The organism is Bradyrhizobium sp. 23AC, from assembly GCF_054863025.1.
Genome location: NZ_JAVAYN010000011.1, coordinates 191,686 through 207,393 on the forward strand (window position 1 = coordinate 191,686; position 15,708 = coordinate 207,393).

Here is a 15,708-nt window from a genome sequence, read left to right on the forward strand (position 1 = left end):
AGCCAAGTCAACAGGCTCCAGGCCGAGCAACGCAGGAAGCTGCGCTGGTTCTCTGATCGTCAAACGCGTGCGCTCTGCGAGCCACCGCCGATCAACAACAATGTCCCGCGCTTTGCGGTTAGCCGCAGCGGGTGGGTTATTTGGGAGATGGAATACGCTACGCGCCGGTCAACTACCAACGATGGTGATTGATCAAAATGACAGAAGCATATCACCTGACTGAGCTGCGGGATCGCCCAAACGACTTAGCCAACGAGAATTCGACTAAGGACGCACTGTGCGCCCGACAGGTCAACGCACCTCCAAGGAATCGGCATGCAATATCAACCAAAATCGGCTGTTATCAATCGACCTGAGCGAAGCTCAGGCTCCTCGCTTTCACAAATTCTGCGCGATGAAATCTGCTCCAAGACCACCCTCTCATTCTTGATGGAAGCTCATGATGCGCTTTCGGGCGCGATTGCCAAGCGCGCAGGCTTCAAGAGCCTGTGGGCGTCGGGCCTGTCCATTGCCAGCTCTCTCGGCTACCGCGATGCCAACGAGGCTTCTTGGAGCCAACTCGTCGACGTGGTTGAGCGCATCGTGCACTCGACCGAATTGCCTGTGCTTGTTGACGGCGATGGCGGTTTTGGGAATTTCAACAATGCGCGCCTGCTGGCACGCAAGCTCCATCAACGTGGCGCCGCCGGGATTGCGCTGGAGGACAGCTGCTTTCCGAAACAAAACTCGTTTGTTGGCGACCGGCACCCCCTGGCCGACGTCAATGAATTTTCCGGGCGCCTGCGGGCAGTGAAAGATACAGTCGCCGACGACTTGGTCCTTGTGGCCCGGACCGAAGCCCTGATAGCCGGCCATGGAATGGACGACGCTATTCTGCGCGCCAGCGCTTACGCCGCGGCGGGTGCCGACGCTATCCTCATTCACTCGCGCAAGACCACCGCAGAGGAGATCCTCTCCTTTGCAGCTGCCTGGCAACACCGTCTGCCTGTCGTGATCGTTCCAACGAAGTACTACCGGACACCCGCCTCTGCATACCGTGATGCCGGTATCTCCACGGTGATCTGGGCCAATCACTCCATGCGCGCCGCTATAGCGGCAATGGGGCACGTGTGCGGTCGCATTCTTGCTGAGGAAGGCATTGCCGGAATTGAGCCAGACGTTGCGACGCTCGACGAGGTCTTCGAGTTGTTGAAATATGACGAACTTGCCACGGCAGAAGCGCGATATTTCCACCCAGCTGACCTATGGCAATGTCCTCAACGGGACAAGATGCCTGTGCCCGACTGAGTTTCTTCCATGCATCGATTTCTTCTAACCTCGCGCCTAAATGCAACCTCAAACAAAGCACGTTTGCCCTTGCCCGACATCGGAGATATCGACATCTATTGACCAATCTCGATGCCCCGGGGCGGAAAACGGCCGATGCGGACGATGCCTAGATCCCTCCGAGCCCCTGGCATCCGGCAGATTTCAAGCACATAGGGCCCTCAAAAGTAACAGGTTTGAAAGGAACGCTTATGCTGGCGCAACGGACCCGCTTATTCAAACTGTCGGAGACTGCCGCGGCGAAGGCGGCAGCTAAAGCCGCTGCCGCGAAGGGCAAGAAAATAATCGACTTGACCGCCGGAGAGATATGGAGTGACCTTGCTTCGTCGGTACGCGAGGGTGCGATTGCCGCGATCGATCGTAACCTCAATCGATACACCGACACTGTCGGACTGATGGAATTGCGGGAAGCGCTTGCTCGCAAGATCTGCGCTGAGACTGATCAACCCTGGTCGGCCGATGAAATCGCGGTGACGAACGGTGCCAAACAGGCGCTCTTCAATGCGGCCATGGTCATTCTTAACCCCGGCGACGAAGTCCTGATTCCCGTCCCGTACTGGACCACCTTCCCGGCACAGTCTCTCGTTGCGGGCGGCATGCCGGTCTTTGTTGAGACCCGGCATAGCAATTTTGTGCCGAGAGTTAGAGACCTAGCGGCCGCCATTACGTCAAGGACTAAGGCAATCGTAGTCAACACGCCGAACAACCCCACGGGCGCGATCTACGACCGCGACACGCTTGCTGGTATTGCCCAGCTCGCCATAGATCGAAATCTTTGGATCATCTTCGACGAATGCTACGAGACTTTCGTTCATGCCCCACATACCCATCATCCCATCGTCTCGGTGAGCCCCTTGGCACGCGACCGTATTTTGATCGTTAATTCATTCTCCAAGTCGTTGGCTCTGACCGGTTGGCGAATTGGCTATCTGGCTGGCCCCAAGGTGGTCATCAGCGCGATCAAGGCGCTACAAAGCCATACAACCTCCAATCCGAATGTCATTGCACAGCATGCGCTTCTCCACTACTTGGAGCACGGCGATCCTGCGTTTCGATTGCAATTGCAGCGTCGCATTGCGAACGCCCGGGCGCTCGGGCTATCGATCCTCTCAGCGCTACAATTTGTTCCTCCTCCTGCTGCCCAGGGCGGATTTTACTTTTATCTTGATATTCGCGAATTGCAGGAGCGTGCGAAGGCCTTCGGTCGCGAACTAAACGCGGATGATGTAGTTAAGATGTTATTGATGGATGCTGGTGTCGCAACCGTCTCCGGCACTGCCTTTGGCGACCCCGCCGGCGTCCGCCTCTCCTACGGCGTCGATCTTGAGTTGCTGGACAAAGGCTTGCGGGACCTGACCGCAACTCTGAACACGTGGATCTGATCAGCCGCTCGACGAGGTCCCGTAGCTAAGAGGGTGACGGTACGCAGCATTCCAAGCCATGCTACAACGCTTGCACTGTTCATCTCAAGCGACCGCGCAAGAGTGTGATCGGCGCCTCGGCTAGCCCCTGGACGCTCGCTTTAGTGGCGTCCCTCCGTTGGAATAAGAAGCCGTTGCTCGTGGTTTGCACGAGCTCTACGTGACGTAGGGCGGTGGCCGCTCATGCTGCCAACTCTCGTACGACTTCTCTTTATGGCGATTGGCCTTTCACATCGCGGTTTGGACGTCATTCTCGCGATCGCCTTAGCTTGAGCAGAACATGCGACCGTCGATCGATGTCTTTTTACGGCCCAAAACGGCCATGAATGGCGTCCGGCGGCGTCAACTACCAACGCTAGTCGTTGATATGGATGACGCTCGCATGAGAAACATGCGCGACCGACGGGCCGGTCGACCAGCATCAGAAAACGCTCGCGCATGCAACAACAACTACAAGCAGTCTCCGCACCATCGAACCCCATGCATGCCGGGTGCTTACCTCCAGAAAGGTTGCGAGCGGCGGCCTAATCCAACCACAACCTCCGCCTGCGTATCAAACGTGAATTGGACCCGGCGGGATCGCGTCCTAAAGCATGGTTCAATGCCTCCTGGCGTCTAGCATCGATCGCACGCCCCCCCGGTATCGAAACCATGAACGGAAGATAATGATTATTGCTCCTAAGAACGCTGTCATTCTCGCCGCCGGCTTCGGCTCTCGCCTCCGACCGCTAACGGATCTGCGGCCGAAGCCGCTGGTCGAGGTTAACGGCACGCCGATCCTCCACAACGCGTTGAGAAATCTGGAACTAGTCGGCGTCGAACAGGTGACGATCGTCGTCGGATACCGCAAGGACGCCATTCAATATGCCTGCGGCCACCGGTTCGGCAAGCTTGAGATCAACTATGTGGAGTCAACAGTATTTCAACGGACCGGAAGCGCCTATTCCTTGTGGCTGGCGCGCGACACGCTGCTTTCGGCAGACTGCTATCTTCTCGAGGGGGACGTCTTCTTTGAGACCCATGCGCTTCGCCTCCTCAACTCGGACGATAGGGCCGATGTTGCGGCCGTTGCGCCGTTTGAATCCAATATGCAAGGCTCGGCAGTTTTTCTGGCAGAAGATAGAATAGTCGCCGGATTTCGGCTGAAACAAGACGCATCGAGCCTGACCTCTGATGGACCCAAGCTCTATAAAACAATGAACCTGCTCAGGTTATCCAAGGCAACCTTAGCTAGAACTGTCGTTCCCGCGCTCAACGACCTTATCGGCTCCGGAGCCACGCAAAGCTACACGGAAGAACTACTAGCATATCTGGTTGAGCACCGGGGGCTGCAACTTGCAGCCGCTGAATGCGACGGCGTTAAGTGGTACGAGATTGACAGCCAGGATGACTTGCGTATCGCCGAAAAGATTTTCGCATCGAGTTCGAGTGAGCGTCGTGGCCGTGCCTTATGAGACCGCTGGAAAGCCACCAAAGCTCGATGCGAACGGCGGAAATGAACGAAGGACACTTGGCAATGGCGCAACAACAGATCAGCATGATGCGTGCAGCAGCGCCGAAACTACAGGTCTTCGCAGACGCGTTGAAGATGACGTGGCAGGAACTCGCGAACTCTGGAGAGAGCGTAGCGCCTCAGTTCCAAACGCATAGGTTCAATGGGACCGACGAAGACCGAGCTGCCGCTGTTTCGTGGATAGGTGATCGGATCTCGCCAAAGCCTGCGCTTGATCGGCTTATGGTCACGAATGGCACGATGAACAGCATACTTTTGCTTTCATCATCTCTCGTTGGGCCCGGTAACGTCATTCTCACTGAGGAGTTGACATTCCCGATCGCCTTCACGTTGACAGAGATCGCGGGCGCCAAAGTTGAAGGAGTTGAGATCGACGACGTAGGTATGATTCCTGAGGACTTTGAAAGAAAGTGCGAACAGTTCAAGCCAAAGGCCGTCTATGTGAATTGCACGGTCCACAGTCCGACTGCATACGTGACACCAATTGAAAGACGAGTACAACTCGCTGAGATTGCGCGGCGCTATGGTGTGCAGATATTTGAGGATGAAGCTCAGGCACTTTATCCCGAAACCGTTCCATACTCGTTTGCAACCATCGCGCCGGACATCACCTGGTACATGATGGGGCTCTCAAAGTATTTGAGCCTCGGAGTGCGCATGGCATACGTCGTTGCGCCTTCACCCCAAGCGCTGAGCTCGATTCTGGACAGACTGCGACCCGTGACAACTTGGCATCCGGCGCCGATTCTAGCCAGTATCGTGACGCGCTGGATTGAAACGGGCAGAGCGCAAGAACTGCTCGGTGCCTCACGCAAGGAAGTCCATTGCCGCCAGCTTGTCGCGCAAGACGTCCTCAAAGGTCTGGACGGCTTCAAGACCTCGCGAGGGATCCATTTTTGGCTGCAAGCGCCACCGGGCGTGAATAGCACAGAGTTCAGCGAAGCGATCGGCAAGGCAGGAGTTATTGTCCGCCCCAGCCGGCTCTACTCTCGAGCTAACAAGCCTCGCTTTCAAGGCGTCCGCCCTGGGATCGGAGAGCCTGTCAATATCGAGGAGACGCGTCGCGCTGTAGAGCTAATCCGCGAAGTCTACGAGAGGCTCGATCGACGCAACCACAGCGCCGCCCGAGCTACATTTTAGACATCGAAATTGAGGGCGCGATGATCCGACAGCTAGCTGATCCCGCAAACGCTATCACGACATTGGGCCTTGCGCTCTCAATAGCAGCCATCAATCTCGCGTTGTTTGACCAAATCGCACTCGCCGTGTCCACGGCGCTCTGGGCGCTTTTGGCCGATCATCTCGATGGAGTCGTCGCCAACCGCACTCGGAACCGCGGGGTTATTACCAGTCAGGTTGGCAAAAACCTCGATTCTTTGGCCGACCTGGTCAGCGCCGGGGTTTTTCCGGGCATCGTGCTAGCGAAAGTCACCAATGGAGCGCCGTGGGGGATAGGAGTCGCGACGCTCTTGGGTCTGGCGAGCGCGCTTAGACTTAGCTACTTCAATTCTGTCGGCCTTGACGGCCGCAATTTCATCGGCCTGCCCACGACATACGCACTGCCAGTTGTAGCCGCTGTGGTCTTGTTGAGCCCATTCGCGGCCCCATTAGCCGTCGGACCAACCCTTGCCGTTGCGATGCTAATTGTTGCAGCCCTTCACGTGAGCTCGGTGAGGGTTCCGAGCACCCGTGGTTGGATGTATGTGATCGTCATCATTTACTGCGTCTCGGCTTCGGTCCTGCTTGCGCTCAAGTCCTTCACGTGATCATCGCACAAGCCGGGGGCGTCGGCACACCACACTCTTCATCAACTGAATGAGGTAGAGAAATTGGTGAGCCATGTGTCAACAGACCGAATAGAGGAAACGATGACGAGAAATGCGTTACCACCCAATAACTGGGCGCTGTTTAATGAAACACTCGCCACTGACTTTCAGGTACGCCCGGGTTACGCGACCGAGGCGCTGCAATACTTAAATGCCGAGCTTTGTGAGCGCGGCGGCCGGGCGCGCGTGGCCGATGTCGGTGCCGGCACCGGTATATTCACCCGACAGATCGCTCGGTTGGTGACAAATGCTGCGGTTATCGTCGGAATTGAACCAAGCGACGCCATGAGACGAGTTGCTGGAATGCAATCCAGCACGAGGCCGATCGAATACGTCGCCGGTTCGGCCGAGGAGTTGCCACTGCCCGCGACGCCATACGACGCTGTGACAGCGGCCATGGCCGCGCATCGATTTAACCGTCCGATTTTCTTCAACAGACTTCCACTCATGCTTCGCCCGGGAGGACTTATCGCATTCATTGACAACTTGCCGCGCGACAATCCATCGAAGCTGCATGATCGTTACCTGACTCTTCAGGAGAGGTATGTTTCATCTTTCCGCCGAGGAATGAACACTGATGGGAAAACCAACGACTACCTATTTTTAGATTTGGTGAAGGAGCTGAGCGAACATGGAGGCTTTCACGATATAAGAAGCTTGCAGTGGAATAACGATCACCACGTCGATGAGGCAACGTTTATTGCCTTTGCAAATTCATCGACAATAAGCCTTCGCGTGATCGAACAAATTGGCAAAGCCGAATTCGATGCAAGAATTAGAGAGATCTACCGCAATTCGGCCAAGGATGGCTCCAAGACCGAGCTGACCTATACGACCAAGCTAATTGTCGCCAGGCTGGCTCCCTGTTGAACTAGTGCACTGCTTTTTAGAGGCGCTGACTTGGTTAAAAGTCTGGGTGTTATCCGGCCGCCGGCTGAGTCGGCAGATCCGGTTATCTGTCAGACTGGTTGCTTCCGGGAGCCGCCGTTGGACGAAAGGCGCACTGCCAATCATGCAGGATGCAAGTCTAGTCTGAACACCCGCTCACGTTAGGACGCTCCGCCAAGGAGAGTCCAGAACACCTCCGCCCCGCATCACGGGGGCGAGAGAGGCCTCCGATGGGCATGTCGGAGGTCTTCCTTGGAGCTTTGGCACCGAACTAGCCGGCTAAGGGAGCCGGCTTTGCCTGGTTTCGCCGGTACCCACTACCGTGGAGGTGTTGAACGTTTCACCAATTGCGCTGAGCCCGCACAAGTAAGCTCACCGCGTTCTGGTTCTTGAGTTCGTAAATTCCCCCTGGCTTGGAAACAGCGGCAAGGGTTGGCATAGTGATCATGCCAGCGTATTTCTGATCAAGAAAAGTGGCGGCGAGGTCAGCCGAGAACGTTAGATTTCTGACCGGCGTCCAGCGGACGACGGTACCGACGGCCGCGATGTTGAAGTCTGGATTGCAGACACCAGTCAACGCGAGCGCCGTCATGCCAGTGCTACCGCAGATCTGGGCCTTAGCCCCACCAGTGTAGCGGACGGCGGCCCACCCGCCGTAGAGAGACGTATTCCAATAAGGGTCCCAGTTGTGAGTGTAACCAGCGTTGAAGCCGTACGTCGTGGTCAGTTCCAGGCCAGTCCCGATAGTGGCGGCTGCACCTGAGTAGACACCGTCAGAGACGCCGGCGAAGCCGACACTCTGGTACGCGACTCCTCGACCGGTGCCTCCGTACATAGCCCACGCGGTCGCGAGATTTTCCTGAATGTCGAAGCTGCTCGCGCCGTTGGTGTACACTCCCTGCAAGTTGATTGAGTCACCTGCGCCAGTGGGAATGTGTTTGATCGAGAGCGCTAACTGAGCAGCCCAGCCCCACTTATCAGTGGCATGTCCGCTGGTTTCGGCCGCGCTGTAGTACGCAGCATGGTTGTTGTGCGCCGCGAGCGATGCCTGGAAGAGACCCCACCCTTGGTCAATGCGCATCATGCCAACTATGTCAGGAGCCCGGGTACCGCCGAAGCTCTGAGATCCGTAAACGCCGGTGGCGATCCCGGCGGCCGTGGCATTGGTCGTATTCCAGATGTTGGTCTGGTAGTACGCGGTTGGATCTTGCGCCGAAATTGTCGCCGTAATCCCTTCACCAAAGTCAGCGGTATAGCTCAACTGATTAACACCTGTTGAATCACCTCCGCCGCCAGGAAGGCCGCTGAAGTTGTTGGCCGGATAGTTGGTCCAGGGAGCGCTGAACTGGGAGACCGCCTTACCCATTGTGAAGCCGGCGAACTGGACGAAGGCAAAGTAGACGCCAAGTGTCCCTAATCCGGCCCCGTCACCCGAATATGAGGTGGCGCCCGTCCCGGTGCCTGTGGTGGAGCCAGTGGTCCAGCTGAAGGTCGACTCGAAGAAGGTGCGGACCATTCCGTATTCGGTCGTGGTGCGCGTATCGATAGTGAAGTCCTCGCGAGAGCGAGCACTGTAGTAATTGCTGAGACGGTTGTGCGCCCCTGCCGGTCCGCTAACAGGGCTATTGTAAATGCTGTTTGTCGAAACTGCGGCTTCGACGCGTAGGTATCCGCCCAGTTTAATGCAGGTGTCAGTGCCGGGAATGTAATAGAATCCGACACCATACAACGAGCAGACCTTTACATATTCGATCGCTCTGACCTTGACCGGCGGTTCAGCTGCCCGTGCCCCATCCATGGCAAAAAATACTGCCGCTGAAGCCAGCAAAGCCTGCATAGTGGTTCGATGTAAGTGAAAGCTCTTGTTCGAGAATGTCATTGCCACCCTATCCTATAGGCCAGAACTTGGTCGAGGCGATGCCATAACGCGGCGAAACAATCACTTCAGTGACAGACATCAACTATCGTGATGAGACGCTCTGATTTTGCGATGGAGCGCTTCGAGAGCGGAAAATATGCAATGCGACCTTCTCGGCTAAACAATCGGCTAGCAATCACCGGAACGCGCCAATTCAACCAAACAAATGGAAACAGATACTGGTCGGGTTCAGACAAATGCGGCAGGGAGAGCTTCTGCTTGCGCTAGCGGCTTGGCGCATCCGTTATCATCGAGGGGGGCGTCACGTCGTTTTAGGCAAGAAGTCGCGAGGCCGAGAGCCGTGGGCCGCCTAGCGTCTACGAGCCGCGATTGTCGCAGCCAGTAACGACTTCAAGGCGACGGTTCTGCACCAACGGCCGCAGATCAATCAGGGATTGTACTGCTTTCGCCGTTTGACAACTGCCGGTATCAGCCACGACCTGATCGCCCAGAGGGAGATCCGTTCAGACGCCGAGACTAATGGGAAAGGGTCTTGTGATGCTACTCACATGCCGCAGATCTCGTCGCGCGGCCCTCACGCGGCCTATGAACCTGCGCGAACCTAGTGCGCAACTTAGTCGCAAAAGTCGGGATCAAAAAGGGACGAGGATAGAAGCTCTGGCCCGTCAGAACGGATAGCCAACTGATGCTCGAGCTTTACGCCCTCGCCGCCGTCCCTGCGGCCGGCGAAAGTCCCCACGCACAGCACCATACCCTCCTCTATGTAACCCTGGTGGATGCTTCCGTGACGATATCCAGGACGCCGGCCAATGGCGGGAAACTCTCCGATACTCATTCCATTTCCATGAGCAATACGGTGCCACTGCCGGTATTCCTCCGGAAGAACGTTGGCTTTCTCGATGATTTCGGCGAACGAGCGCCCCACCTGCAAAAGCTCGGTATTGACCGTGATTTGATTATAGGCCCGCTGATAAAGGTCTCTTTGCTCTGCTGTTGGCTTTGCAGCACATATAAAGGCACGCGAAAGATCCGCGCCATAACCAAGCGGTCCGATGAGATCACAATCGAAGGTGATCATTTCGCCCATCTCGATTCGCTTCTGACTGGCCTCTTGATGGAAGGGATTTGTGCGCAAGCCGGACGTTAGCAGCCGAGTTTCGATGTATTCTCCTCCGAGCGCGATATTGGTCTGATGAAAATGCGACCAAAGCGATAATTCTGTGATACCTGGACGCAACTCGGCTTTGATGCGCCTGATCCCAGCCTCACAAACGTCAATTGCAATTCGCGTAGCCGTAATCTCATCTTCAGACTTAATGGACCTGGCTTGCTCCATCATTTCCTGCGCCTCGTCGCTTACAACAAGGCCGATATCTTCTAGGGACTTTAATCCCATTCTGTCGCAGCGATCCACGTAGAGGCGAGGCTTAGCGCTCACCTTCGGGATGCCGATAAGGTCAGCGATCTCGACTGCAAAGTCTCTCACATGATTGTGCGCCTCGGGTCCGGAGTAGTAGTAAAACCACGGTCGCGCGACGCGAACCTCATCAATCCCAGGTAGTCCATCAGCATGATGTGACCTGCCCCCGATTTCGAAAAGAAATGTATTTCCGGACCGCAACACCAATGCGTACCGCGCGGGCTGATGCATCGTCCAAATTTGCATGTTTCGCACGCCTGTCGCGTACCGTATGTTGACAGGGTCAAACAGTAGAAGGGCGTCACAACCACGCTTGTCCATTTCCTTTTGCAGACGGCCGGTGCGATAATGGTGAAGGCGCTCGAGATCAACATTGTGGCGCTCCGGATTGACACCGTAGCACTTACAAACGTCAGCAGGCGGATAAATGTCTGCTACGGATGATCGCGCGAAATTGCCTCTTTCCCGCTGTTGGTGCAGTGAAGTGCCGTTTCGGTTGATCCCGTTTCCAGTACTATCGACATCCATCATCGTGAACTTCCTCCCTCTGTGGTAGTCGGCCCTCGCATTGCGCGACGCAAACGGCTTTTGCCAATGCAATGCCTTCGCAGAGACCTACGGCAGTACTCATCCCGAGCGCTTACTTAAGTAGAGCCCGCGTGGCTGTAGCCATATCTTGCAGAGCTACCTTGGGGTCTAACGCACCCGTATATACTCTCTGCATGTAAGTCGTTATGATTGAGTGGATTTTCAGACCATTAGGTCCAGGAAAGCTCGGCCAAGAGCCGGCAATTTTCAAACTTTGAGCCGCCATTCCTAATTCAGGATTTTCCGCATAATACCTGCCCAGCTTATCTGGTGACTCGATCGCAATCTGATTGAAAGGCAGAAATCCGCTCCGTTTACCTACGAAGCTTTGTGCGTCGGGCGAAGACGCGTATTTCAAGTAATCCCAAGCGAGATCAGCTTTTTTTTTGTTGGTGGTTAGCAGCACACCTGCCATGCCCGAGGCTGGCACTCTTCCCTTTTCCGCGACGGGAAAGGGAACGACCCCAATCTCAAAAGCCCCCGCCGCCGCTTTCTTGTAATTGGAAAGACCGCTCGATGAATCGACGAGAATGCCTAGCGCGCCTCCAATGAATGCCTGACGTGCTTGCGCCTTGCTCATATCACTGTAGTGGCGGGCCGCGCCCAACTCCGCTAAATCGTGAAGAGCTCTGATGCCTTCTGAAGAGTCAAAAGCGACGTCCTTTCCGTCATCACTCAAAATCTTCCCACCCTCGCTCTGCACAAGGCTCATGAAACTCCAACTCGAGGAGCCATCCCAGTTAAAGAAGATTCCACCACTTCTGGCTTCAATCCTCTTGGCAAGTCTAAGGATTTCTGGCCAAGTTTTAGGCAGGTGATTGGGATCCCCGCCCGCTTCGGCAACAAGCTTGTTGTTAAAGATCACAACCATAAAGGACGCACAAAACGGAATTCCATAGGTCTTACCTCCGCATTTCGTGACCGCAAACGCGCCCTCGGGCATACCAAGTGAAGCCCACTCAGGATCATTCGTGATGCGGTCATCAAGTGGCTGTGCAATTCCGCGGTCAGCGAGCACACAAACATCGGAAGTGCCAAAATATCCGGCGTCTGGAGCTTGGCCGATGAGTGACTGCCTGAGCGTGATAGCCATCGCGTCGGTGTATTCGAGCGCAGACTCTAGGTCCACGGTCGCGCCAGGATGCGTCAGCTGAAAGTGCTCCTTGAGCTTATTGTGGACGGGCGCCATTAGATTGGATGCTGCGTAGAGCAGGTTCAGGTCCGCCGCAGAAGCTGGCGCCACGCTTATCGCGATGGCCAAGGTCGTGAGTAAAATGAGTTTCATTGGGTTCTCGAGATTGGCTAGCGAATGCACATGCTGAACTTGATGGCCGCACTTCCAAGAAATCGCTCTTCTTTGAGAGAACGCTGCTGGCAGCCAACGAAGCACAAGGAGTGCAACACAGCCGGATCCGCAGCCGTGCCGACCATCAATCCGAAAGCGGCAGCGCACGACGAGAGCAAAGCCGGCAAACTGATGCCTGCGATTGGGGTATCGCTGGGGGTCAGGGGCATAGCAATCTCCTGTGACTATTTCACCGCTCCTCCTGTCATTCCTTCGACGAACCACTTCTGAGCGGCAAGGAAGGCGATGACGAGCGGCAACACGACGAGAGTGGATGCAGCCATGAGGGGACCGTAGTCGCTGCCGGCCTCCTCGTTCTTGAATGCCATGATGCCAAGCGGAGGCGGCATGAGGGCTTGGTCGCGCACTGAGATCAGCGGCCAGAACAGGTCGTTCCAGTGCGAGACGATTGAGAATATTGAGAAGGCGATAACGGCCGGCAGCGCCATCGGCACCATGATCCTCCAGACAATGGCCAGTTCAGACAGGCCGTCGAGGCGCGCGGCGTGAATCACGTCATCAGGAATCGTCTTGAAGAACTGCCGCAACAGGAAGATACCGAAGGGGGAGACCACATAAGGGAAGACCAGCGCTGCATAGGTGTTGAGGATACCGATCTGATAGCCGAGGATGAAGAGCGGCAGAGAGAGCACCTGGTGCGGCAGCAGCAGACCAATCAGCACCATAACGAAGAGCAGGTCGCGGCCGGGAAAGCGAAGTTTGGCGAGTGCATAGGCACAAGGGACGCAGAGGAGGATCTGAAAGCCGAGGATCAGAGCACAGACGATAAGCCCATTGCCCATATAGCGCGGCAGCGGCGCTTCAGTCAGCGCCCGCGTATAGTTCTCGACCCCGTAGAACTGCGCCGGCCAAAAGGAGAAATTTGCGCGGAAGATCTCGCCCGGAGGCTTGATCGACAGCGACACCATCCAAACGAAGGGAGCGAGAATGAGCGCTCCGGTGACAAGCAGCACGGCATGTCGAAGAATGGCGGCCTGCGGCGACAAGCGGTTGATGAAGGTCTTGGCGCTCATTGATAATGTACCTTCCTGTCGACGAGGCGGGTTTGAGCGAGAGTGAGTGCCACGACTATGATAAGAAAGACCACCGCAAGGGCGGCGCCATATCCGGTGCGCAGATACTCGAAGCTTTCCCGATACAGCGTATAGAGCAGCACCTCCGAGGCGTGACCGGGCCCGCCTTGGGTAAGCACCTTCACTGTGTCGAAAGCTTCGAATGCCCTCAGCGCCACCACGGTGATCACAAACATCGAAACTGGCCCGAGCATCGGGAGCGTGACAGTGCGCAGCCGGTCAAGCCAAAGGTCAGCACCGTCGACATCGGCAGCATCATAGAGATCCTGCGGGATGCTCTTTAGGCCGGCCAAGAACAACACCATGGCGTAACCGAGGTTTTGCCAGATGCCGATCACGGCCAGCACGGGAAGCGCCGTATTCTCGTTGCGCAGCCAGTTCGTGCTCGGCAGGCCGATAGCAGCGAACGTTTGATTGACGATGCCGATCGTGGGGTGCAGCAGCGCCTCCCAAGCGATCGCCATGGCTGTGAGCGTCGCCATGAAAGGCAAAAAATGGATGGCGCGGTAAATGGCGCGGCAAGACTTTCCGCTTTCGATCAGAAGCGCAATCAGAAGGCCGAGGACGAGCGTCCCAGGCACGACGATCAGAACGTAGACGAAGGTGTTGAGGAGTGACGCCCTGAAACCCGTGTCAGCGAAGACCTCGCGGAAGTTGGCGAGGCCGACAAAAGAGAGCGTCCGCGCGCCTAACTGCCAGTCGGTGAGCGCGACCACGAAGACACCGAGTACCGGAAGAAAGAAGAGGACGAGCAGAAAAAAGACTGCCGGCCCGGCCAGCGTCCAGGCTGTCAGCGCTTCTGGAAGGGTTTGGCTTCGCCTCAAAGAGACAGTGGGCGATGGAAGCGCTCGAAAGCCATCTGCGACGGACCGCCCTTCGGGTCCGCTAGAATGAGCAAGAAGCTCGCTCATGGGACGAGTTCCTGGATTGGCGTGATCGATGCGTGGTCAGATTCAGCCTCCCGGCGCAGACGTTGCCCATCACGGGCAAAGACAAGCACACGGTCCGGCCTTACGCCGACGTGCAAGGTTTGCCCGGGTGCTATATAGGGAGCCCGTTCGGCCAGCAGTCTTGCGATCAAAGGGCAATCGATGCCTGCGAGATCAAGATGGACGAAGAGATCGGAGCCCATATGCTCGATCATGCGCACCGAGCCGGTCAGCGCGCCCTGCCCGCCGTGGTCTGCGAGATGAAATGCTTCCGGGCGAATGCCGAGGGTGAGGTGCACGCCAGCAAGTGCATCAGCCTCGATCGGAAGCGTCGAACCGGCCACATCGATCAGACCCCGGTCGCGTACCACGCCGTCTAGTATATTGATCTTTGGCGAACCGATAAATTCGGCGACGCGACGATCATCGGGATCGGCATAGATATCTCGTGGCGGTGCTACCTGCAACAACTCGCCATCGAGCATTACTGCTACCCGGTCGGACAGCGTCATCGCCTCGGCCTGGTCATGGGTGACATAGACAAAGGTGACCCCGAGCCGCTGGTGCAGCTCCTTGATTTCAGCGCGCATCTGCACGCGCAGCTTGGCGTCGAGGTTGGACAGCGGCTCGTCCATCAGGAAAACGGTCGGATGGCGTACCATTGCTCGGCCGACCGCCACGCGCTGGCGCTGGCCACCAGACAGCTGCAGCGGTTTACGCGCCATCAGATGGCCAATACCGAGGGAGTTCGCCGTCCGAGTGATTTCCAGCTCGATCTCGGCAGCGATCCGCGCCGTTCCTGGCAGCATACGGCCGAGAAGAGGAAGCCTCTGAAAGGCCGAGAGCCGACGCATCCGGAGTGGCAGCGCCAAGTTGGAGGCAACTGTCATATGGGGGTAGAGCGCATAGGACTGGAACACCATCGCTACGTCCCGCCACTTTGGCCTGAGGCCATCCACTGCCCGGCCCGCAATCGATACCGAACCCGCGTCCTGTGTCTCAAGACCTGCCAGGATGCGCAGCAGCGTCGACTTCCCACATCCCGAGGGCCCCAACAAAGTCAGGAACTCACCATCCGCTATGGAGAGAGAAACACCGCGTAAGACGGATGTCGGACCGTAGTTTTTCCGGACGCAGTCAATTGATACGAATGCCATGGCCGCCTTCCAGGTCAGCACGAAACGTTTCGCGGAGCGGAGCATTGCAATCGTCACTCTTGCTTGACCGCATCGCTGCTACGCGAGACCTTAGAAGCTCGATTTGCTACAGGCAGATGACGCTCATCGAATAACTCGATATGAACTTCGCAAGATGAGATGAGGCACCGATCTCCGGAAGCGTAACGTCCGGCGAACACGAGAGCTGTCGCCCAACGCAGGGCGTGACTCCTGGAAACCACGCGGGAAGCTGGGTAAGAGCATCTACGGTCCTGATTGGATCCAGCGCGCTTCGAAAAGCCTTGGCTCAAGGAAGATCACA

At 56.6% G+C, this 15,708-nt stretch carries 12 protein-coding genes; 6 read left to right on the forward strand and 6 right to left on the reverse strand.

Annotated features, from left to right (window positions below; translation table 11 throughout):
• The first annotated feature begins 315 nt into the window (after positions 1-315).
• From aepX to RAD10_RS24890, 6 genes are all read left to right on the forward strand, one after another.
• The gene (gene aepX / locus RAD10_RS24865) at positions 316-1,287 is read left to right on the forward strand and encodes a phosphoenolpyruvate mutase (RefSeq protein ID WP_461619556.1); all 972 of its coding nucleotides are present in this window, start codon (positions 316-318) and stop codon (positions 1,285-1,287) included.
• A 230-nt stretch (positions 1,288-1,517) separates the two neighbouring features.
• On the forward strand, positions 1,518-2,708 hold the full coding sequence (locus RAD10_RS24870; RefSeq protein WP_461619557.1) for an aminotransferase class I/II-fold pyridoxal phosphate-dependent enzyme: 1,191 nt from the start codon (positions 1,518-1,520) through the stop codon (positions 2,706-2,708).
• Between the two features lie 704 nt (positions 2,709-3,412).
• On the forward strand, positions 3,413-4,201 hold the full coding sequence (locus RAD10_RS24875; RefSeq protein ID WP_461619558.1) for a phosphocholine cytidylyltransferase family protein: 789 nt from the start codon (positions 3,413-3,415) through the stop codon (positions 4,199-4,201).
• Between the two features lie 41 nt (positions 4,202-4,242).
• The gene (locus RAD10_RS24880; protein WP_461619559.1) at positions 4,243-5,400 is read left to right on the forward strand and encodes an aminotransferase class I/II-fold pyridoxal phosphate-dependent enzyme; all 1,158 of its coding nucleotides are present in this window, start codon (positions 4,243-4,245) and stop codon (positions 5,398-5,400) included.
• A 20-nt stretch (positions 5,401-5,420) separates the two neighbouring features.
• The gene (locus tag RAD10_RS24885) at positions 5,421-6,026 is read left to right on the forward strand and encodes a CDP-alcohol phosphatidyltransferase family protein (protein WP_461619560.1); all 606 of its coding nucleotides are present in this window, start codon (positions 5,421-5,423) and stop codon (positions 6,024-6,026) included.
• A 102-nt stretch (positions 6,027-6,128) separates the two neighbouring features.
• The gene (locus RAD10_RS24890) at positions 6,129-6,956 is read left to right on the forward strand and encodes a class I SAM-dependent methyltransferase (RefSeq protein ID WP_461619561.1); all 828 of its coding nucleotides are present in this window, start codon (positions 6,129-6,131) and stop codon (positions 6,954-6,956) included.
• A gap of 358 nt (positions 6,957-7,314) precedes the next feature.
• Here RAD10_RS24890 and RAD10_RS24895 read toward each other — a convergent pair whose 3' ends face one another.
• The 6 genes from RAD10_RS24895 to RAD10_RS24920 all read right to left on the reverse strand — a co-directional run bounded on the left by RAD10_RS24895 (position 7,315) and on the right by RAD10_RS24920 (position 15,386).
• Positions 7,315-8,853 carry a porin gene (locus tag RAD10_RS24895; RefSeq protein ID WP_461619562.1) on the reverse strand — a complete coding sequence of 513 codons (1,539 nt, stop codon included), beginning with the start codon at positions 8,851-8,853 and terminating at the stop codon, positions 7,315-7,317.
• Positions 8,854-9,466: 613 nt separating this feature from the next.
• On the reverse strand, positions 9,467-10,804 hold the full coding sequence (locus RAD10_RS24900; RefSeq protein ID WP_461619563.1) for a M24 family metallopeptidase: 1,338 nt from the start codon (positions 10,802-10,804) through the stop codon (positions 9,467-9,469).
• Between the two features lie 109 nt (positions 10,805-10,913).
• A complete protein-coding gene (locus RAD10_RS24905; protein ID WP_461619564.1) occupies positions 10,914-12,146 on the reverse strand; it encodes an extracellular solute-binding protein in 1,233 nt (410 codons plus the stop codon).
• A 245-nt stretch (positions 12,147-12,391) separates the two neighbouring features.
• A complete protein-coding gene (locus tag RAD10_RS24910) occupies positions 12,392-13,240 on the reverse strand; it encodes a carbohydrate ABC transporter permease (protein WP_461619565.1) in 849 nt (282 codons plus the stop codon).
• Positions 13,237-14,211, reverse strand: coding sequence for a carbohydrate ABC transporter permease (locus tag RAD10_RS24915; protein ID WP_461619566.1), 975 nt, complete (start codon positions 14,209-14,211; stop codon positions 13,237-13,239). Before RAD10_RS24915 ends, RAD10_RS24910 begins: the two co-directional genes overlap by 4 nt.
• A complete protein-coding gene (locus tag RAD10_RS24920) occupies positions 14,208-15,386 on the reverse strand; it encodes an ABC transporter ATP-binding protein (protein WP_461619593.1) in 1,179 nt (392 codons plus the stop codon). The genes RAD10_RS24915 and RAD10_RS24920 overlap by 4 nt, the downstream gene beginning before the upstream one ends.
• Between the last annotated feature and the right edge of the window lie 322 nt (positions 15,387-15,708).